This is a genomic window from Actinomadura chibensis NBRC 106107 (genome assembly GCF_001552135.1).
Taxonomy (GTDB): Bacteria; Actinomycetota; Actinomycetes; order Streptosporangiales; family Streptosporangiaceae; genus Spirillospora; species Spirillospora chibensis.
Map to the genome: position 1 here is coordinate 30,967 of NZ_BCQP01000053.1, position 19,806 is coordinate 50,772.

19 protein-coding genes are annotated in these 19,806 nt (G+C 71.1%); 11 read left to right on the top strand and 8 right to left on the bottom strand.

Features of this window, described 5'->3' with window-relative positions:
• Positions 1 to 121 precede the first annotated feature (121 nt).
• Complete coding sequence (locus ACH01S_RS29435; protein ID WP_067898783.1) at positions 122 to 931, top strand: class I SAM-dependent methyltransferase; 810 nt, start codon at positions 122 to 124, stop codon at positions 929 to 931.
• 55 nt (positions 932 to 986) lie between these two features.
• On the top strand, positions 987 to 1,604 hold the full coding sequence (locus ACH01S_RS29440; RefSeq protein ID WP_067898786.1) for a TetR/AcrR family transcriptional regulator: 618 nt from the start codon (positions 987 to 989) through the stop codon (positions 1,602 to 1,604).
• Between the two features lie 357 nt (positions 1,605 to 1,961).
• Here ACH01S_RS29440 and trpS read toward each other — a convergent pair whose 3' ends face one another.
• Positions 1,962 to 3,041 (bottom strand): tryptophan--tRNA ligase, encoded by a 1,080-nt coding sequence (gene trpS, locus ACH01S_RS29445; RefSeq protein ID WP_067898789.1) that lies wholly within the window; start codon positions 3,039 to 3,041, stop codon positions 1,962 to 1,964.
• A gap of 250 nt (positions 3,042 to 3,291) precedes the next feature.
• Here trpS and ACH01S_RS29450 point away from each other — a divergent pair, with 250 nt between their 5' ends.
• Positions 3,292 to 3,780, top strand: a complete 489-nt coding sequence (locus ACH01S_RS29450) for a MarR family winged helix-turn-helix transcriptional regulator (protein WP_067898792.1) — start codon at positions 3,292 to 3,294, stop codon at positions 3,778 to 3,780.
• Positions 3,781 to 3,854: 74 nt separating this feature from the next.
• Entirely contained in the window at positions 3,855 to 5,300 is a 1,446-nt protein-coding gene (locus ACH01S_RS29455; RefSeq protein ID WP_083981275.1) for a DHA2 family efflux MFS transporter permease subunit, read from the top strand.
• Positions 5,301 to 5,447: 147 nt separating this feature from the next.
• Here the strand turns inward: ACH01S_RS29455 and ACH01S_RS29460 are convergent, their stop codons facing one another.
• From ACH01S_RS29460 to ACH01S_RS29475, 4 genes are read right to left on the bottom strand one after another with little or no spacing between them, the layout of a single operon-like run.
• Complete coding sequence (locus ACH01S_RS29460) at positions 5,448 to 6,356, bottom strand: M56 family metallopeptidase (protein WP_067898800.1); 909 nt, start codon at positions 6,354 to 6,356, stop codon at positions 5,448 to 5,450.
• Entirely contained in the window at positions 6,353 to 6,736 is a 384-nt protein-coding gene (locus tag ACH01S_RS29465) for a BlaI/MecI/CopY family transcriptional regulator (protein ID WP_083981276.1), read from the bottom strand. The genes ACH01S_RS29460 and ACH01S_RS29465 overlap by 4 nt, the downstream gene beginning before the upstream one ends.
• Positions 6,737 to 6,774: 38 nt before the next feature.
• Complete coding sequence (locus ACH01S_RS46845) at positions 6,775 to 8,382, bottom strand: response regulator (RefSeq protein WP_370671588.1); 1,608 nt, start codon at positions 8,380 to 8,382, stop codon at positions 6,775 to 6,777.
• Positions 8,379 to 9,518, bottom strand: a complete 1,140-nt coding sequence (locus ACH01S_RS29475) for a sensor histidine kinase (protein WP_067898927.1) — start codon at positions 9,516 to 9,518, stop codon at positions 8,379 to 8,381. Before ACH01S_RS29475 ends, ACH01S_RS46845 begins: the two co-directional genes overlap by 4 nt.
• A 139-nt stretch (positions 9,519 to 9,657) precedes the next feature.
• Between ACH01S_RS29475 and ACH01S_RS29480 the strand changes: the two genes are divergently transcribed.
• The 3 genes from ACH01S_RS29480 to ACH01S_RS29490 all read left to right on the top strand — a co-directional run bounded on the left by ACH01S_RS29480 (position 9,658) and on the right by ACH01S_RS29490 (position 12,426).
• Positions 9,658 to 11,172 carry a glycosyltransferase 87 family protein gene (locus tag ACH01S_RS29480; RefSeq protein WP_067898806.1) on the top strand — a complete coding sequence of 505 codons (1,515 nt, stop codon included), beginning with the start codon at positions 9,658 to 9,660 and terminating at the stop codon, positions 11,170 to 11,172.
• Positions 11,173 to 11,800: 628 nt separating this feature from the next.
• Positions 11,801 to 12,040: a ribbon-helix-helix domain-containing protein gene (locus ACH01S_RS29485; RefSeq protein WP_067898808.1), complete on the top strand. Its 240-nt coding sequence runs from the start codon at positions 11,801 to 11,803 to the stop codon at positions 12,038 to 12,040.
• Positions 12,037 to 12,426 (top strand): hypothetical protein, encoded by a 390-nt coding sequence (locus ACH01S_RS29490; protein ID WP_067898811.1) that lies wholly within the window; start codon positions 12,037 to 12,039, stop codon positions 12,424 to 12,426. Before ACH01S_RS29485 ends, ACH01S_RS29490 begins: the two co-directional genes overlap by 4 nt.
• 916 nt (positions 12,427 to 13,342) lie before the next feature.
• On the opposite strand, the gene phoU is transcribed toward ACH01S_RS29490, so the two are convergent.
• Positions 13,343 to 14,002 (bottom strand): phosphate signaling complex protein PhoU, encoded by a 660-nt coding sequence (gene phoU, locus ACH01S_RS29495; protein ID WP_067898814.1) that lies wholly within the window; start codon positions 14,000 to 14,002, stop codon positions 13,343 to 13,345.
• Positions 14,003 to 14,245: 243 nt separating this feature from the next.
• On the opposite strand from phoU, the gene ACH01S_RS29500 reads away from it, so the two are divergent.
• Together ACH01S_RS29500 and ACH01S_RS29505 are read left to right on the top strand one after the other, a co-directional pair.
• Entirely contained in the window at positions 14,246 to 15,505 is a 1,260-nt protein-coding gene (locus ACH01S_RS29500) for a sensor histidine kinase (RefSeq protein WP_067898817.1), read from the top strand.
• Positions 15,506 to 15,510: 5 nt separating this feature from the next.
• Positions 15,511 to 16,182 (top strand): winged helix-turn-helix domain-containing protein, encoded by a 672-nt coding sequence (locus tag ACH01S_RS29505; protein WP_483902920.1) that lies wholly within the window; start codon positions 15,511 to 15,513, stop codon positions 16,180 to 16,182.
• 239 nt (positions 16,183 to 16,421) lie between these two features.
• Here the strand turns inward: ACH01S_RS29505 and ACH01S_RS29510 are convergent, their stop codons facing one another.
• Positions 16,422 to 17,390, bottom strand: a complete 969-nt coding sequence (locus ACH01S_RS29510; RefSeq protein ID WP_148344786.1) for a hypothetical protein — start codon at positions 17,388 to 17,390, stop codon at positions 16,422 to 16,424.
• A gap of 175 nt (positions 17,391 to 17,565) precedes the next feature.
• Positions 17,566 to 18,399 (bottom strand): hypothetical protein, encoded by an 834-nt coding sequence (locus ACH01S_RS29515; RefSeq protein ID WP_067898825.1) that lies wholly within the window; start codon positions 18,397 to 18,399, stop codon positions 17,566 to 17,568.
• 345 nt (positions 18,400 to 18,744) lie between these two features.
• Here ACH01S_RS29515 and ACH01S_RS29520 point away from each other — a divergent pair, with 345 nt between their 5' ends.
• Positions 18,745 to 19,227: a CarD family transcriptional regulator gene (locus ACH01S_RS29520; protein WP_067459337.1), complete on the top strand. Its 483-nt coding sequence runs from the start codon at positions 18,745 to 18,747 to the stop codon at positions 19,225 to 19,227.
• A gap of 34 nt (positions 19,228 to 19,261) precedes the next feature.
• The gene (ispF, locus tag ACH01S_RS29525) at positions 19,262 to 19,732 is read left to right on the top strand and encodes a 2-C-methyl-D-erythritol 2,4-cyclodiphosphate synthase (protein ID WP_067898828.1); all 471 of its coding nucleotides are present in this window, start codon (positions 19,262 to 19,264) and stop codon (positions 19,730 to 19,732) included.
• Positions 19,733 to 19,806: the final 74 nt, after the last annotated feature.

Genomic DNA, 19,806 nt, shown 5'->3' on the forward strand with positions numbered 1-19,806 from the left:
CCATAGTAAGGGAACGAACAATTCCGTTCTATGAGGGCCGGGGTTGACTTGAGGTTGACGGGTCAGGCAGGGTGAACGTGTGTTCATGAACGCTTGTTCATAACGAGGAAGGGGTCGCTCCATGGAGATCGTCAACACGCACCAGGCCGAGGCGTGGAACGGCTATGAGGGACGGCACTGGGCCGACCACCACGCGCGCTACGACGCCATGAACGGCGGGTTCAACGACTTCCTGCTGGACGGCGCCGCCATCGGCCCGCGCGACCGCGTCCTCGACATCGGCTGCGGGAACGGGCAGGTCACCCGGCTCGCGGCGCGCCGGGCCGGGCTCGGCACGGCGACGGGCGTGGACCTGTCCGGGCCGATGCTCGCCCGCGCCCGCTCCCTCGCCGCCGAGGAGGGCGTCGCGAACGTGACGTTCGAGCAGGGGGACGTCCAGGTCTACCCGTTCGACGACGCCGCGTTCGACGTGGCGATCAGCCGGGTCGGGGTCATGTTCTTCGCCGACCCGGTGGCGGCGTTCGGGAACGTCCGGCGGGCGCTGCGCCCGGACGGTCGGCTCGCGTTCCTCGCCATGGCGCCGCTCGGCGGCACCGACCTCGGGACCGTCCTCGCCGCCCTCCCGCCGCTTCCCGAGCCCGCCATCGGTGAGCACGGGCCGCTGTCGCTGTCCGATCCCGACCGCGTCCGGGAGATCCTGGAGGGCGCCGGGTTCCGCGCCGTCGCCGCCCGCCGGGTGGAGGCCGACCAGATCTTCGGACGGGACGCGGACGACGCCGCCCGCTTCCTCGCCGACTGGGGTCCGATCCGCTACAACTACGGCGGCGGCGATGAGGTCTTCCAGGCGCTCCGCGCCGCCGTGAAGCCGTTCGAGCGGTCCGGGGCCGTCCGGCTGCGCGGCACGTCCTGGCTGGTCACGGCGCGGGCGTGAGGGCCCGCGGCCCGGCCCCGCCGGACGGCGCCCCAGGTCATTACGATGCCGGGTGATGTCACCGAGAAGAGCCGTCGGCGCGGGGGACCGGACCCTGCGCGAGCACCTCATCGCCACCGCCGAGCGGATGATCGCCGAGCGCGGGACGGCGGGCCTCACCGTCCGGGCGATCGCGCGGGAGGCGGGCGTCGCCGACGGCGTCCTCTACAACCACTTCGCGAACAAGGAGGAGCTGCTCGGCCACGCCCTGCGCGCCCGCGCGGACACGATCACGCGCGGCCTCGGCCCGCTCCCGGACGCGGGCACGGGCACGGTCGCGGACAACCTGCGCGTCTACGTCCGGCACGGGCTGACCCTGCACAACGCTCTGCTGCCCGCGCTCGCCGGGCTGATCGCGCAGCCGGACGTCCTCGTCCGGTTCGCGGCGCTGAGCGGCGGGGGCGGCGACTGGCGGCAGCGGCTCGCCGCCTACCTGCGGGCCGAGCGCGACCTCGGCCGCCTCGCCGCCGGGGCCCGCGTCGACGCCGCCACCTCGATGATCGTCGGGGCATGCCACGAGCCGGTGCTGTCGGCGCTGTTCCAGGGCGGCGGCGTCGCACACCCCGTCCCGCCGGGCCCGGACGCCGTGGACGACCTGGTCACCACCGCCCTCGACGGCCTCGCCCCCCGCTGAAACCCACCACCACCCGCCCCGAGGCCGTCCCCGCGCACGCAGAAGCCCGTTCCCCGCACGCGCAGGCCGCTCCCCGCACGCGCAGGCCGTCCCGGCCGCCAGGGGGCCGTCCCGGCGCGCCAGCAGGTCGTTGCCTGCACGCCAGGGGGCCGTCCCGGCGCGCCAGCGGGTCGTTGCCTGTGCGCCAGCAGACCGTCCCGGCGCGCCAGCAGGTCGTTGCCTGTGCGCCAGGGGGGCCGTCCTGGCGCACCAGCGGGTCGTCGCCTGCGCGCTAGGGGGCTGTCCTGGCGCGTCAGTGGGTCGTTCCTGGATGTCAGGAAGTCGTCGCCTGCGCGCCAGGGGGCCGTTGCTCGCACGCTAGGAGGCCATCGCGGCGCGCACCTCCTTGAGCGTCCGGTCGGCGATCTCGTTGGCGCGTTCGTCGCCCTCGGCGAGGACGTCGCGCAGGTACGCCCCGTCCGCGACCAGCTCGGCGCGGCGGGCGCGGATCGGGCGCAGGAACTCGTTCACCGAGTCGGTGACGACCTTCTTCAGCGCGGCGGCGCCGCCGTCCCCGATCTCGGCGGCGACGGCGTGCGGGTCGCGGTCCTGGCAGAGCGCGGCGAGCAGCACCAGGTTGGACACCTGCGGACGGGTCTCCGGCGCGTACGTGATCCGCCGCTCGGTGTCGGTCACGGCGCGCCTGACCAGCAGGGCGGTCTCGTCCGGGCTCGCGGACAGGGCGATGGCGTTGCCGCGGCTCTTGCTCATCTTCTGGCCGTCCGTCCCGAGCAGGCTCGGCGCGGGGGACAGCAGCGCGTCCGGGACGGGGAACACCGGCCCGTACCGCTCGTTGAAGCGGCGCGCGATCGTCCGGGTGATCTCCTGGTGCGGGAGCTGGTCCTTCCCGACGGGGACGAGGTTCGCCTTGCAGAACAGGATGTCCGCCGCCTGGTGGACGGGGTAAGTGAACATCAGCCCGCTGACCGACGCCTGCCGGGACGCCGCGATCTCGTCCTTCACGGTCGGGTTCCGGCGCAGTTCCGCGACCGACACGAGCGACAGGAACGGCAGCATGAGCTGGTTCAGCCCGGGGACGGAGCTGTGCCGGAAGATCGTCGCCGTGGACGGGTCGACCCCCACCGCGAGGTAGTCGGCGACCAGCCCGGTGACGTGCTCGGACAGGTGGTCCGCGACGTCCCGGTCGGTCAGCACCTGGTAGTCCGCGACCAGCACGAACAGGTCGACGCCCGCCCGCTGGAGGCGGACCCGGTTGGCGAGGGTGCCGAAGTAGTGGCCGAGGTGCAGCGGCCCGGTCGGACGGTCTCCGGTCAGGATCCGGAAGGCTCCGGGGTCGGCGGCGATGCTCTCTTCGAGCACGGCGCTGCGCCGCGCGGCCGCCTCGATGGTTTCGGCGTTCTCCGGGGTTTCCGGGGTTTCCGGGGTGGTGCTGTCCATGGGTGTCTCTCCTCGATCTTCGGTGTGCGTCCAGGCGAGCCGTCCGTCCGGCCGGACCGGCCGCCCCCCGGGTCGTCGAGGAAAGGGAAAGGGCCGTCCGGTGGACGGCCCTGCGCGTGCGCGGTTCCAGCCGTCCTAGGACGGCCGCCAACCAAGGCACACGGTGCGCTGCATGCCGTCAAGGATAGACCACGAGATGCGACTGCTCCTAGATAATCTGGAACGGAACCAAAATGGGTAGCCTGGGGGCATGACCTCGATGGCCCCCGCCCGCACCGAGACCGACCTGTCGTTCCTGCTCGACCACACCGGACACGTCCTGCGCAGCCGCATGACGGCCGCGCTCGCCGAGATCGGGCTGACGCCGCGCATGCACTGCGTCCTGGTGCACGCGCTGGAGGAGGAGCGCACCCAGATCCAGCTCGCCGAGATCGGCGACATGGACAAGACGACGATGGTCGTGACGGTGGACGCCCTGGAGAAGGCCGGGCTCGCGGAGCGGCGTCCGTCGTCGCGGGACCGGCGGGCCAGGATCATCGCGGTCACCGAGGAGGGCGCCCGCGTCGCCGCGCGCAGTCAGCGGATCGTGGACGGCGTCCACGAGGCGGCCCTCGGCTCGCTTCCCCCGGCCGACCGCGCCGCGCTGGTCAAGGCGTTGAACGCGCTGGTCAGCGGGCATCTGGCCACGCCGTCCGAGACCGCGACCCCGGCCCGCCGGGCGCGCGAGCGCGCAAAATAGATCCGTCAAGGATCGTCTGTAACAAAACTATCTGCTACGGTCTCTCCTGTCGGCTCTGACCTCAGGAGATGACCATGTCCTCCGTGCTTCGATCCCGCTGGGCGGCGCTCGGCGTGCTGTCCGCCACGATGCTGATGACGATCCTGGACGGCAGCATCGTCACCGTCGCGACCCCCGCCATCCAGGACGACCTCGGCTTCTCGCCCGCCGGGCTGAGCTGGATCATGAACGCCTACCTGATCCCGCTCGGCGGCCTGCTCCTCCTCGCCGGACGGCTCGGCGACCTCGTCGGCCGCCGGACGCTCTTCCTCGCCGGGAACGCCGTCTTCACGGCCGCGTCCGTGCTCGCCGGGGCCGCCACGACGTCCGGTCTGCTGATCGCCGCCCGGCTGCTGCAGGGCGTCGGCAGCGCCCTCGCGTCCGCGGTCGTGCTCGGCATCCTCGTCACGCTGTTCACCGAGCCCCGCGAACGGACCAAGGCGATCGGCGTGTTCAGCTTCACCGGGGCCACCGGCGCGTCCATCGGACAGGTGCTCGGCGGCGTCCTCACCGACGCGCTGAGCTGGCACTGGATCTTCCTGATCAACCTGCCGATCGGGATCGCCACGATCCTGCTGGCGCTGCCCGCGCTGCCGCGCGACCGCGGCATCGGCCGCACCGGCGGCGCGGACGTCGCCGGGGCGCTGCTCGTCACGTCCGGGCTGATGCTCGGCATCTACACGATCGTCAAGGTCGAACGGTACGGCTGGCTTTCCGCGCACACGCTCGGGCTGGGGGCGGTGTCGGTCGTCCTGCTGGCCGGGTTCGTCGTCCGCCAGGCGCGCGCGGCGACGCCCTTGATGCCCTTGCGCATTCTGCGTTCCCGCAATGTGTCGGGGGCGTATGCCGTCCAATTGCTGGCTTTTTCGGCGATGTTCTCGTTCCAGGTGATCGTCGCGCTTTACATGCAGAAGGTCCTCGGATACGACGCGCTGAAGACCGGCCTGGCGATGCTCCCGGCCGCCGTCGCGATCGGCTTCGTGTCGCTGTTCGTCTCGGCGCGGCTGTCGAACCGGTTCGGTGAACGCCTCGTGCTGATGGCCGGGCTCGTGTTCCTGGTCGGCGCGATGGCCTGGCTCACGACCGTCCCCGTGGACGCCGACTACGCCACCGACCTCCTCCCCGTGTTCGTGCTGATCGCCGGGGCGGGACTCGTCCTGCCGTCGCTGACCGGGCTCGGCATGTCCAGCGCCCGGCCGGACGACGCCGGGCTCGCGTCCGGGCTGTTCAACACCGTCCAGCAGGTCGGGATGGCGCTCGGCGTCGCCGTCCTGACGACGCTCGCCGCGTCCCGCACCGCCGACCTCCGCGCCGCCGGACGGGACGAGCCCACCGCACTCACCGGCGGCTACCACCTGGCGTTCGGGGTGTCCGCGTCCCTACTGGTGGCGGCCCTGCTGGTCTCCCTGCTGGTGCTGCGCCGCCCGAATCCCCCGTCGCCCGCCACCGCACCGACGGAGACCGTCCCCACCAACGCCTAAAGGGCAACCGCGATGCCAACCAAACACGACCCCGCCCCGATAACCGCCAACGACCTCAGCCACCGGTTGCGGCGCGCGGGGGCGCGGCTGGGATGGGGGCCGCTGGAGTCGGGCGGCCTGACTGGGCTGGTCTCGGCGCGGGAGGGGTCAGTGGGGGAGGACGAGGAGGATCAAGGGGACGGCGGCGATGACGGGGACGGCGACCGTGGCGGCGAGGCGAGTGGTGCGGGGGAGCGGCTCGGGCTCCAGCAGCCGGTTCACCCGGGCCATCACCGGGATGTTGCCGTGGGACGCGACGCCGAGCGTGCCGGACGGTGCGGCGGCCGGGCGGGCGGCGGCGAAGCGGAGCAGCGCCGTCGCCAGCTCGCGGGCCGGACGGCCGTGCCGGGCCCGATCGTCGGCCGCCATCTCGATCAGCAGCTCCACGGCGTCCAGGCAGCGTCCGACCAGGCGGAACTGGGGGAACACCTGGCGCAGCGACGTGAACGGCAGCAGCACCAGGTCGTGCCGCTCGCGGGCGTGGGCGCGCTCGTGCGCGAGGACGGCGGCCAGCTCGCCGCGGTCGAGGAGCTCCAGCGTCCCGGCGCTGACGACCACCTTGGACGAGCGGACACCCGGTACGCAGTACGCCGCCGCGCCCGGGTGGTCGAGGACGAGCGTCCCCGGTACGGCCGAGTCGCGGCGCGACACCAGCGCGAGCAGCGCACGATGCCGCCGCCTCGCCCGCACGACGCGGACGACCGCGTACATCAGCATCACCAGCAGCACGGCGGTCAGGCTGATCGCGGCGAGCAGCGCGGCGACCTGCACCGCGTTGAGCCGCGCGGCCTGGTCGTCGTACAGGCCGGGCAGCCCGCCGAGGACGCCCTTCCCGTACGGGAGCAGCGCGAGGCCGAGCAGCGCGCCGATCGTGGCGACGCCCCAGCACAGCCCGAGGGCCTGCCAGAGCGCGATCCCGAGACGCGGGGTCCGCCACGTCCACCTGGCTTGGGACAGCAGGTGCGCCCCGCCGACGGTCCCCAGGGAGATCAATGCGAGCAGGGCGGTGCCGGTCATGCCGGAGGTTCCTTGCTTGTGATTCCGGCCAGGGCCTGACGGATCACGTCGATCTCGTCCTCCGAGACGGAGCGCACGAAATGGGCGAGCGCGGCGTCACGGTCGCCGGTCTCGTTCAGAGCGCCCAGCATCAGCTCCGTGACATAGCCCTCCCGGCTCGCGACCGGATGGTAGCGCCAGGCGCGACCGTCCCGTTCACGCTCCAGGAAGCCCTTCTTGGCGAGCCTGTCCAGCACCGTCATGACAGTAGTGTGCGCCAGGTCGCGGTCGCCCGCGAGCGCACGGCTGACATCACGCGCGGTCGCCGCGGGGTGACCGGCGTCCTCCCGCGCCCAGAGGACCTCCATGACCGTGCGTTCGAGCTCTCCCAGACCTTTCACGGCACCCAGATTATCCGAGGGTCCTGACAGTGACCACGTCAGGTAGTACTACCGCCGGTAGAGGGCCCCACGAGGCCCAGTTCGTAGGCGATGATCACGAGTTGGACGCGGTCGCGTGCGTCCAGCTTGGTGAGCAACCGCGCCACATGCGCCTTCGCGGTAGCCAGGCTGATGAACAACTCCTTGGCAATCTCCTGGTTGGACCTCCCACGCCCGACCAGGATCAACACCTCCATCTCCCGCTCCGTGATCCCTTCAACCCGCCCCGCCGGAGACCGCGCCGCGGACACCTGCACGCCCCGCCGCACGACCGCAGCTCCCTCCGCGTGCCCCTGCCCGGTCCTCTGCGAAGGTGCGGAAACCTGAGCGGTCGCCTCCCCAGCCGCAGCGCCCTGCGGAGACGCCACCTGCGAGGGCGCCCGTCCATCCACCTGCCCTGACGTCCGCCCGCCCTCCGACACATGCCCGGGCGTCTGCCTGGCCTCCGACATTCGCTTAGCCGTCCGCCCGCCCTCTGTCGCTTGCCTGGGCTTCCGCTCGGCCTCCGACATCTGCCCAGGCGGCTGCCCGGCCTCTGACGCTTGCCCGGGCGTCTGCCTGGCCTCCGACATTCGCTCAGACATCCGCCCGGCCTCTGATACTTGCCCGGGCGGCTGCCTGGCCTCCGACATTCGCTCAGACATCCGCCCGGCCTCTGATACTTGCCCGGGCGGCTGCTCAGGCGTCCGCCCAGGCTCTGCTGCTTGCTCAGGCGTCCGCCCGGCCTGCGACGTTTGCTTGGACGTCCGCCCGGGCTCTGAGGCTTGCCCAGGCGGCTGCTCGGCCTCCGACACTGGCCCAGAGGTCCGCGCGGACGGTGTCTGTCCAGATGGCCGCGCGGACGTCGGCGTTGACGGGGTCTGGCTGCCGACCGCCGGGGTCTGCGCGGGCCGATGTCCTTGAGTCTCCGAAGACTCAGGAGAACGAGCAGTCGCTCCTCCTGCAGCTTCGCCAGGGTCCTGTGCGGACGCGGGCGTATGTGTGGGCGCCCGTCCCGGTGATCGCGGATCGTCCGGCATTTGAGCGGGCGTTCGTTGGGACGTCTCCCCAGGCGCTCGCGGAGGTGCGGGTCTCTGTCCGGGGGGACGCGTGGGCTCGGGTGTCTGCGCGGGGGTTCTTGCTGGCGGCTGTGAATATGTGGGCGATTGGGCGGGGCGCGCGGCGAATTCTGCGATCAGACGGCGGGTGACGCTTGGCGCGATCAAGGCGTCCCCCTTCGCGACCACGCGGATCGCGGAGAGGATCTCCTCCAACGCCATGTCCTTGACCAGGAAGCCGCTCGCGCCCGCCCGCAGCGAGCCGTACACGTATTCGTCATCGTCGAACGTCGTCAGCATCAGGACGTGCACCTCCCTGGTCAGCGCGGTGATCTGCCGGGTGGCCTCGATGCCGTCCATGTCGGGCATGCGGATGTCCATCACGACCACGTCGGGACGGGCCTCCTCCACCAGCCGGACCGCCTCGGCGCCCGTCCCCGCCTCCCCGGCGATCTCCAGGTCGGGCGTGTCCGCCACCAGCACCCGCAGCCCGGCCCGGATCAGCGGCTGGTCGTCCGCCAGCACGATCCGGATCGGGACGGCCTCCGACGGCCCCGTCGACGCCGTCATCGGACCGTGGCCGGGGCGGGGATGGTCGCCGCCACACGGAAGCCGCCGCCGCGACGCGGTCCGGCCGTGAACCCGCCGTGGAGCAGGTCGACGCGTTCTCGCATGCCCGCGATGCCGTAACCGGCGCCCACCACGCCGCCCCGCCCCTCGTCGTCTATCTCGATGGCCAGATCCTCGTCTCGGTAGGTGATGGTCACGCGGCACTCGTCGGTATCCGCATGCCGGACGACGTTCGTGACCGCCTCTTGGACGATCCGGTACGCGGACAGATCGACGTCCGGCGGCAGGGGTCTTCGCTCGCCGAACCAGCGGAGTTCGACACGAACGCCGGCGTCCTCCGTCGCGCGGACGAGGGCGTCCAGGTCGTCAAGGCCGGGCGTGGGGCCGAGCGGCGCCGCCTCCGGGGCGTCCTTGCGCAGGGCGGTGACCATGCGGCGCAGCCCCGCGAGGGTGTCGCGGCTGGTGACCTCGATGGCGTCCAGGGCGTTGCGCGCCGCCCCCGGCTGCGTGTCGATGACCCGTCCGCCCACCCCCGCCTGGATGGCGATGATGCCGATGCTGTGCGCGACCATGTCGTGCAGCTCGCGCGCGATCCGGAGCCGCTCGGCGGCGACGGCCTGGGCCAGCGCCTGCTCGCGCATCGCCGTCGCGTGCGCGCGCCGGACCTGGATCGAGTTCCCTAGCAGCCAGGTCACGCTGGCCGCCAAGAGCATCGTCGTGATCAAGATGTCGTTGAAGTTCAGAAGGGACAGGACCGCCAGGAACTGGACTGCGAGCGTGACCCCGAAGACGGTGACCGATACTCCGCGCGGGCGGGCGGCGGCGATGTAGCCGACGCCGAGATCGGTGAGCAGGATCAGCAGAGCGGCGACGGTCCCGTTCTGCATTTGGAACAGGCCCCAGGTCCAGGAGAAGAGCAGGATTCCCTGCACGCGGAGCGGATGACGGATCATCAGCACCACGAGCAGTACCGTGAGCGTGGCCGCGGCGACCATCTCCGCCGTCACGTAACCATTGCGACGGCTGATCAGCGCCAGGAGCACGAAGAACGGGTAGAGGACGGCCCCGGACCACACCAGCGCCGTCCACGCGGCATGGCGCGCTCGGGCTGTGCGACTCAGCGGCAGGGCGGACATGCGGCGATCGTAACCGCCGGACCGCGGCCCGCACATTAGCCTTCAGGCTTAATCCTCGAGGCTACAACCGCCCGCCGTTCGCAGATGTAGCCCGTAGCCCAATGCGGAGCGGTGTCGGCCGCGGCCAGCGTTGTCCGGCATGAAGCGTTGGCTGTCATTCGTGCTGGCGATCGAGGTTTTGGGAGTCGTCGTGTTCTCCCTTGCCTACGATTCGCTTGATTTCCGCATCTATTGGCTCGGCGGGCACGTCGTAATGGACGACGCGCGCCTGTACGAGGAGCAGATCGCCGCACACTGGTACACCAACACGCCTTTCATGGCCGCGTTGTTCATACCGGCGGGCGCTATTCCGCTCACGGTCGCCAGGCTGCTGTGGCAGCTCGGTTCGCTGGCGGCGTTCGTCTGGGCGTGCGCGTTGACGTTGAGGCTGTCCGGCAGGAGCGCGTCTCTGAAGGCCGTCGTGGCCGGGGGCCTGCTCCTCGCCCCGGTCTGGCATTCCTTCTTCCAGGGCCAGGTCAACCTGCTCCTGCTCGCGCTCGTTCTCGCTGACATGCACCGTGTCGCGCAGGGACGCGCTGCCGGAATCGGCATCGGCATAGCGGCCGCGATCAAGCTGACGCCCGCCATTTTCGTCGTTTTGCTCCTGGTCACGCGACGTACCAGGGGCGCGTTCACCGCCGCCGGGACATTCGCCATCTGCACTCTTCTCGCGTACGCCATAGCCCCGGACGCGTCCCGCCTCTACTGGCTGCACACCTTTTACGACACGTCTCGGGTGGGCGTTACTTACATCAGTAACCAGTCGCCAAACGGAGCACTCAACCGCATTCTGCTAGGCAACGCCGAAGTGGGGGATTGGTATGTCGCGATTCCATTGACGATCGGCATTGTCGGACTCGCGCTCACTGTCTTCTGGGTAAGGCGAGGGGACTGGCTGACCGCTACGGCCGTCACGGGTGTGACCGGCTTGCTGGTCTCTCCCATTTCCTGGGCGCATCACTGGGTGTGGATTCTCCCCGCCCTGGCGGTGCTGATCCGGAACGGTGACCGCGTCATGGCGGCGTTCGGCTACGTCCTGTTCGCCCTGGCCCCCATGTGGTGGACGCCTCACAACGGCGACCCTCGTGAGTACGGCATCAACCTGCTGACACCGGTCGCCAACTGCTACCTGCTCGCCGGCCTGTTCTTCCTCGCCTACACGGCCGTCCGCCTCCGCCGAACACCACCTAGCGCCCCCGCCCAAGCCCCAGGCCGCGAGCCAGGCTGCAAGCCAGGCTGCGAGCCCCCCACGACCTCGGCACGAAGCCTGCCCGCAGGCCCGCTCCAGCGCCTGCGCGCAAGCCCGACCCAACGCTGGCCTGCGAGCCCGACCCAACGCTGGCCTGCGAGCCCGACCCAACGCTGGCCTGCGAGCCCGCCCCAGCGCTGGCCTGCGAGCCCGCCCCAGCGCCTGACCACGAGTTCGACCGGACGCCTGCCCGCGAGCTCACCCCGGAGCCCGCCCGTGAAGTCGGCCGGACGCCTGCCCATGAGTTTGGCTTGGAGTTTGACCGCGGGCTTGGCCCCCAACCTGAAACATGGACTCGTCCCCAACCCCGGTCCGGAAACCGGCCGCGGGCTCGCCCAAGAGCACGGCCGTGAGTCAGGCCGCTGACCGTGGGCTCGCTTTGGAGGCCTGGCAGTGGGCCCACTCTGGACGCCGGTCTGGGGCTGGCCCGGAGCTCGTCCACAGCCTGAGCCGAAGACTAGTCCGGAGCCTGGTGTGGATCCTTGGCCGAAGACAGGGCCGAAGACAGGGCCGAAGACAGGGCCGAAGACAGGGCCGAAGACAGGGCTGGAGGGGGCTCGGAACTTGGGCGTGGGCCTGGGTTGGCGGTTCGGCCGTGGGGCTTGGCTGGGGGGCGGTTCGGGTGCCGAGGTTCGGACGCGAGGCGCGGCCGTGGGCTTGGCTGGGGGCGGTTCGGGTGCCGGGGGTTGGACGCGAGGCGGGGCCGTGGGCCCGGTGGGCACCATCGGCGGGCTCGGCGGCGCGGCCGTCCAGAGTGGGCTTGATAACGACTACCAGGAGGTTCGGATGGGCTATGCGGTGACCAATTCTGGCTCTGACGTGGGGGTCGGCCGAGCGTGCCGGGCACGCGGCCCTCCGGTCGGTGGCCGTGCCGGTGGACGGCGATGGCGGCGGTGGAGCCGTCCTTACGCCGGTGACGAGGGTGTCCGAGACGGCGAGGCGGAAGGGAAGGCTATACACACTGGGAGGGCCTTCAGTGTGTATTGTGGCGCTCATGGCGAGACTCAACATCACGCTGCCGGACGAGCTTGCCGCCACGTTGCAAGGGCTCGCGGAGGACAAGAAGATCGCCTCCGTGTCCGGCTTCCTCGCGGACGGGGCACGCCTCAAGCTGGCGTACCTGCGGGACGAGTCGACGATCGACGACCTGTTCGGCCCGCCGAGTCCCGATGAACAGGCGATGGTCGACCGGCTGGTTGAAGGCGGCACGCCGAACCGCCGGGACGTCGCGTGATCACCGGTCACGTCTTCGACGCGACCGCACTCCTCGACCTCGCCACCGGCAAGACCGTCTACGTCCGGGCCCGGCTGCGTGCCTCGATCGCGCAGCACGCCACGATCGTCATTCCCGCGACCGCGCTGGCCCGCGCCTGGCAGCTCGTCCCCGATCATGGGCGTGCGGTATTGGAGCGCCTCCCCGGCATGCAGGTCGTGCATGTGGACGACCTGGACGACGTCATCGCACAGCAGACCGGACTCCTCGTCACGACGATCCCGAACCTCGGCATGGACGCGGCACAGGCAGCGTGGTCCGCGCGCTGGCGGCGCTGGCCCCTGGTCACCGCGGAACCCGGGCAGTACGCGGCCGTCCCCGGTGTCCGTGTCGAGCAAATCCCCTAACGCGTCCAGGCAAGTCCCCGACGTAACCGAGCAACCTTCTCAACGCATCAAGCAGACGAGCAGACCTGCAGGCGCACAGGCCAGGGCCCGCAAGGCACTGAACAAGCCCGTGACGCCACAAAGCTTGGCTTCTGGGGCCGTGGGCTTGCCGCGCGGCGGCGCGGGCCGACTGACCGCGTAGCCAGCGCGGGTGGGCTGGTCGAGCCCCTCCTGGTTGTCGTGGGGCCTCGGGCACGGCGCGTGGGCTGGTCGAGCTCGTCTTGGCTGTCGTGGTCTCGCGTCACGGGGTGGGGTTGTTGAGCTGGCCTTGGCTGTCGTGGGGCCTCGGGGCATGGCGTGTGAGGTTGTCGAGCTCGTCCTGGCCGCCGGGCCAGGGAGAGTGGGGTTGTCGAGCTCGTCCTCGCGCCGCCGGGGGGCGGCGGGTCGGGCTCCGGACTTGGGGAGCCTGCTGGCCGCGTTGGGCGCCTCAGGGTGGACGTATTGGGGTGGTGAGCCCGTCATGGCCGCCGTGGGGGCTCAGGGTAGGGCGTGTGGCCGTGCTGGATGGGGTTGACGGTCCGGTGTGGGCTGGCGGAGGTCGTTCTGATCGAAGCGAGCGCTGTGTCAGCGCACGACCTTCTGTCGCGCGGGGCGCGTCGTGTTTCGGGTACCGGGGCCTTTGCGTCACGGGTCTGCGCCGTAGCTAACGCGGAAGGCACCTAGGGCGTGTTTCGAATTTCAAGTTCTTCTTGGTCGATGAACCATCCACCGGAGACCTCACCGCGTCCGGCTCACAACACGCCGACGTTCAACTCACTTCGAAACAGGCCCTAGCCCATGAGCGGTCCGAGCACCCCCGGACGATCCGGCGAGGCGGGGCGGGACCGCGCTGGGAGCGCGTTCGCGTACGGCCCCGCCGCCGGGGGAGGCTGGACGGTCAGACGTCGGTGATCTCTTCTGCGCGTTGGCCCGTCACCAGGTAGACGACGTTCTCGGCGACGTGGACGGCGTGGTCGGCGAAGCGTTCGAAGTAGCGTCCGGCCAGGGTGATGTCGACGGCGGGCTCGACCCCGTGCTTCCACCTCGGGGACAGCAGGATGTCGAAGAGGCGGCGGTGCAGGCGGTCCATCTGGTCGTCGTCGGCGTCGAGTTCGAGGCCCATCTCGACGTCCTGGGACGCGATCACGCTGCCCGTCTTGGCGATCATGCGCTCGGCGATCTGGCCCATCTCCAGGACGGTCGCCTGCAGCTCGGGCGGGACGGCCGACTCCGGGTGCCGACGCCGGGCGGTCTTCGCGATGTGCACCGCGAGGTCGCCCATGCGCTCCAGGTCGCCGCTCATCCGCAGCGCGGTGATCAGCGTGCGGAGGTCGCCCGCGACGGGCTGCTGGCGGGCCATGAGGTCGAAGACCGTCGCCTCGATGTCCGCGTCGATCTTGTTGACGTGCTCGTCGCCGCTGATGACCTCCTCGGACAGCCGGAGGTCGGCGTCCAGGAGGGCGGTCACGGCGCGGGACATCGCGGAGCGGACGAGCCGGGTCATCTCGACCAGGCGGTCGCTGAGGGAGTCGAGTTCCTCGTGGTAGGCGTCGCGCAAGTCAGCAGTCCTTCTGTGTGCGGCCGGGGGCCTGCGGGGCGTACGGGGCGGACGGGGCATGGTACGTGGCAAATCGGGGCGAACCGGACGAGTTTCCGGTGGTCGGGGCGTACTCGCCCACGTCACAGCCTGCCGTGCCGCCATGAACCGGACCGGATATGGAGGTGAACTTTCGGCGAACGGGATCGCTGTGACCAGGGCCTCCGGGTGGGATGGGTCCGGACGCCGCTTACGATCCGTGGTGTGGAGGTCGAGATTGTCGCAAGCCTCACCGGGCTTGCCGGGCTCGCGATCGGGCTCGCCAGCGGATTGGCGGTGAGAGTGAGCGAACGAGCCCAGCAGGCGCCGGTGCCCGCGACGCCGTCCGGCGGGCTGCCGCCGGGCGTGGCGTCCGTCCTCAGCGTGCTGCGGTCGTCGGCCGTCGTCGTGGACGGCGAGGACCGCGTGCTCCGCGCCAGCTCGGCCGCCCGCGCGTTCGGCCTGGTCAGCGGCGATCGCCTGGTGGTGGACGAGGTGCTCGCGATGGCCCGGCTCGTCCGCCGGGACGGCGAGATCCGCGAGACCGAGATCCAGGTCGCGCCGAGCGGGGCGCGCAGCCGCGCGGACGGCCGCTGGTTCGCCGTCCGGGTCGCGCCGCTCGGCTCGCACGGCCTCGTCCTCGTCCTCGCCGAGGACCTGACCGACATGCACCGCACCGAGGCGATCCGCCGCGACTTCGTCGCGAACGTCAGCCACGAATTGAAGACCCCGGTCGGCGCGCTGTCCCTGCTGGCCGAGACGGTCGAGGGCGCGGCCGACGACCCCGAGGCCGTCCGCCGGTTCGCAGGACGGATGCAGTACGAGTCCGTCCGGCTGACCAACCTCGTCCAGGACCTGATGACGCTGTCGCGCGTGCAGGGTGACGAGCCCCTGCCCGCGCTGCGTCCCGTCACGCTGGACGACGTGATGGCCGAGGCGATGGAACGCTGCCAGACCAAGGCGTCCGCGAAGGACATCGAGCTCACCGTCGGCGGCGAGGACGGCCTGCGCGTCCGCGGCGACCAGGAACTGCTGGTCACCGCGCTGCGCAACCTGGTCGACAACGCCGTCGCCTACAGCCCCGAGCACACCCGCGTCGTCGTCGCGACCAAGCGGCGCGACGACGGCCACGTGGAGGTCAACGTGACCGACCAGGGGATCGGCATCCCGGACGCCGAGGTGGAGCGGATCTTCGAGCGCTTCTACCGCGTCGACCCGGCCCGCTCCCGCCAGACCGGCGGTACCGGCCTCGGCCTCGCCATCGTCAAGCACGTCACCAGCAAGCACGGCGGCGACGTGACCGTGTGGAGCAAGGAGGGGCACGGGTCGACGTTCACGATCCGGCTGCCGCTGCTCGACGCCCCGCATCGTCCCGCCGGCATCACTGCGGCGAACAAGGACGCGGCCAAGAACAACGCGGACGCACAAGTTGACGCGGACGCGGGTAAGAACATCCAGAACACCGCCCGGGAGGGAACACCGTGACCCGCGTGCTCGTCGTGGAAGACGAAGAGTCGTTCAGCGACGCACTTTCGTACAACCTGCGTAAAGAGGGCTTCGAGGTGGCCGTCGCCGCCACCGGTCCCGACGCGCTGGACATCTTCGAGCGCAACGGTGCCGACCTCGTGCTGCTCGACCTGATGCTCCCCGGCCTGCCCGGCACCGAGGTGTGCCGGGAGCTGCGCGCCAAGTCCAGCGTTCCCGTCATCATGCTGACCGCCAAGGACAGCGAGGTCGACAAGGTCGTCGGCCTTGAGCTCGGCGCGGACGACTACGTCACCAAGCCGTTCTCCACCCGCGAGCTGATCGCCCGGATGCGGGCCGTTCTGCGACGCCAGGGCGAGGTCGAGGAACTGGCCCCCGCCACGCTTGAGGCTGGACCGGTCCGGATGGACGTCGAGCGGCACGTCGTCAGCGTCGGCGGCGACCCCGTCCAGCTTCCGCTCAAGGAGTTCGAGCTGCTGGAGGTGCTGCTCCGCAACGCGGGCCGCGTCCTGACCCGCATGCAGCTGATCGACCGCGTCTGGGGCGCCGACTACGTCGGCGACACGAAGACGCTGGACGTGCACATCAAGCGGCTCCGCGCCAAGATCGAGGAAGTGCCGTCGACGCCGCGGTACATCGTCACCGTCCGCGGTCTGGGTTACAAGTTCGAGCCCTGACGGATAGGAAGAACGGCCCGTCCAGCGGCTGGACGGGCCGTTCTGTCATAGGCGGGCCGTAGTGTCGTGGACGGCTGCCGCAAGCGAGCCGTCGTGCCAGCGTCCCGGGGCGCGGGCGGGTCAGTGCCCCTGGGGCCCGGTGAGTCAGCGACGCCGAGGCCCGGTGGGTCAGCGACGCCGGGGCTCGGCGGGTCAGCGACCCCGGGCCCGGTGGGTCAGCGACCCCTGGGCCAAGCGGGTCAGTGACCGGCGCCGGGGGATTCCGACGTCGTCGGGGACGTGGACGCGCCCGGCTGGCCCGGCTCGGTGCTCGCGGTCGGCGTCGGGCTGCCGCCGCCCGGCGTCTGCGGGGTCCCGGGCGTCGCCGAGCCGGGGCTCTGGACGGCCGGGGTGGGCAGCGGGTAGGTGGCGAACTCGTCCTGCTGCGGGATGATCGGCACCTGGAAGTCGATGCCGCCCGCCTTCTCGAACTGCATCCGCACGAGGATGGTCGACCCGGCGAGCAGCTCCTGCCGCAGGCTCGGCAGCACGACCAGCGGCTGGTCGCCGCCCGGCGCGGGCGGGACGGTCTGCTGCGGCGCGGACGTGTTGCCCGACGTCGGGCTGGCCGTCGGCTCGGACGTGGAGCCCGGACCCGTCGGTTCGGGCGTCGCGCCAGGCGTTCCGGGCGTACTGGACGCGGTGGGCGTCGTGGGCGCGCCGGACGTCGTGGGCGTGCCGGTCGGCTCGCCCGGCTCGGTGCCGCCCGGCTGCCCGTTCCGCTTCTTCCGGGACGGCGGCGTCGGGCTGGGGGTCGCCGTGGGCTTGCCGAGCAGCTTGACGAACGAGCCCGTCCCGTCCGCGGCGGCGCCCGGCAGCGTGATGCCGCCGCCGTCGATCCGCGCGGGGGCGCCGAACTGCGGGGAACTGACCGAGACGAGGCGGTCCGGGCGTCCCTTGACCTGGTTGATCATCGCGCCGTAGAGCGGCAGCGACAGCCCGGGGGCGATCGGCTGGCCGGGCCGCGGGCCGAGCACGAACATGTTGCGCAGGGCGATCTGCGGCGCCGCGGGCTTGTCCTTCGGGACGGAGACGTTCACGCCGTCCGTGAGCTGCGTCGGGGACGCGGACTGGGGTTCCTCGCCGGCGCCGCAACCGGTGATCACCGGCGCGATGGCGACGGCCCCCGCGACGGCCAGCGTGACCATTCGACGGCTGTTACGGATCACGGCGTCGGTCTCCTCGCGAATGTTCTGCCAAAGCGTGGCATCGAGAATGGCACGAAAGTTGAGAGAGCGGCGTCAGAGACGCCAGAGGAAGCGTAGCGAGACCCAGCCGGAAGCACCGCTTCGGGGTACCCGACACGCCATTTTTCCATGCCCCACTGCCGTCGGCGTGCGGCCGTCAGCCCGACTTCAGCGACTGGACCTTCTCGTTGAGCTCCGGGCCGGGCCGCGGGGCTTGGACGACCTCGTTGACCACCCCGTCCGGCTGGACGAACACCGCGGTGATCCCCGGCCCGGGCGTCCCCGACCCGGGTGTCCCCGGCCCAGGCGTCCCGGGCACGGACTTCCCCGGCAGGGGCGTTCGCGGCGCGCCGCGCGGCGGGGCGTAGGCGGACGCGAGCACGCCCGAGCGGTCGTCGAGGATCTGCGGCGTCCCGTTGTGGGCGGTGCCCGCGCACGCCTTCAGCTCCTTCAGCGACATGCCCTTCTTCCCGTTGACGGGACGCGGATCGGCGACCAGCCAGAAGTTCAGGATGCTCTCCTGCGTCCGGGCGGCGAGCTCGGCCACGACGCTCTCGCACTCGTACGCGGGCGGGACGATGCCGATCACACCGGGCCGCAGGTCGCGCAGGGGCATCACGGTGTGCTCGCCGGCCACGAGGTCGACGGAGCCCGCGGGCAGCAGGCCGCCGACCCGGCCGGGGCTCGCGGACGGGCGCGGCGCGAGCTGGGCGCCGGTCGGACGGGGCGCGGGACGGGGCCCGAACGCGGTCATCAGGACGCCGCTGAGCAGCGCCACGAGCAGCGCACCCGCGATGATCGGGACGGCGACGCCGAACCGCGTCAGCGGGCCGCCGAACCGGCGGATCCGCGCCCGGCGGCGGCGCCGGCGCTCCTCGCGGTGGTAGGCGACCACGTCGCGGTCGAGCTCGCGGGCGTCATCGGGCACCACGACGTCAACGCGGGGCAGCCCGTAGTCGTCGGGCTCCGGGTCGTCGCCGTCCGGCCTCACTCCGCACCTCCGTCCTGGCCACTCGTCGGCTGAGCCGTCCCATTCGGCCCCTTCCGGGCGCTTCGTACCCGCAGTACCCGGCCTGTTCACCTCCAGTATGGGACGCTTCCACATCGCCCGGTGGGGGATGCTTGTAACCAGGGCCGGTTACCGGTAATGACGATCCGGCGCGATCCACGTGGTCCTTCGGCTACCCTGAGTACGGGGAACTGGACGAGGATGCACTATTAAAGGGCTTTGTCAATACCCCAATATGCGGCTTGACCTGGGCATTTGTCTGGAAGGCCGGTTCAGCCACGCAGGTTTCCGTGGTACCCTGGTTCTAGCGGAAGGGGTACTTGTCACATGACTTTCCAGGTCGGCGACACCGTCGTCTACCCCCACCATGGGGCTGCTCGGATCGAGGCCATCGAGACTCGCACCATCAAAGGTGAGGAAAAGACCTATCTGGTCTTGAAGGTCGACAAGGGCGACCTGACAGTGCAGGTCCCGGTCGAGAACGTCGAGGACGTGGGTGTCCGTGACGTCGTCGGCCAGGAGGGTCTGGAGAAGGTGTTCGAGGTGCTTCGCGCACCCTACACCGAGGAACCCACCAACTGGTCCCGCCGGTACAAGGCGAACCTGGAGAAGCTCGCCTCCGGTGATGTGAACAAGGTCGCCGAGGTCGTTCGCGACCTGTGGCGGCGCGACAAGGAACGCGGACTGTCCGCCGGCGAGAAGCGCATGCTCGCCAAGGCGCGGCAGATCCTGGTCAGCGAGCTCGCGCTCGCCGAGAAGACCAACGAGGACAAGGCAGAGGCTCTGCTCGACGAGGTCCTGGCCAGCTGAACGGCCGGATGGGTTGAGCGCACGGCTTCCACGGGTGGGCGTCGGTACCGACGTCCACCCGTTCTCGTCCGAGCCGCGTCCGCTGTGGGTGGGCGGGCTCGAATGGCCCGGTGAGGGCCACGGCCTCGCCGGGCACTCCGACGGCGACGTCGCCGCGCACGCCGCGTGCGACGCGCTGCTGTCGGCCTGCGGGCTTGGCGATCTCGGCGCCATCTTCGGGACGGCCGACCCGCGCTGGTCGGGCGCGTCCGGCGTCGCGCTGCTGCGGGAGGTGGCGCGGCTCGTCCACGAGGCGGGGTTCACCATCGGGAACGTCGCCATCCAGGTCGTGGGGAACCGTCCCAAGATCGGCAAGCGGCGCGGTGAGGCGGAGAAGACCCTGTCCGAGGCGCTCGGCGGAGCGCTGGTCACCGTCACCGCCACCACGACGGACGGCCTGGGCCTGACGGGCCGCGGCGAGGGCCTGGCCGCAATAGCCACCGCCCTCGTCCTCCCACCAGCCTGACTCCGGCCCAGCCTGACTCCGGCCCACCAGCCTGACCCCCGCACCGGCGTGATGCCCGCCCGCCCGGCTGAGCC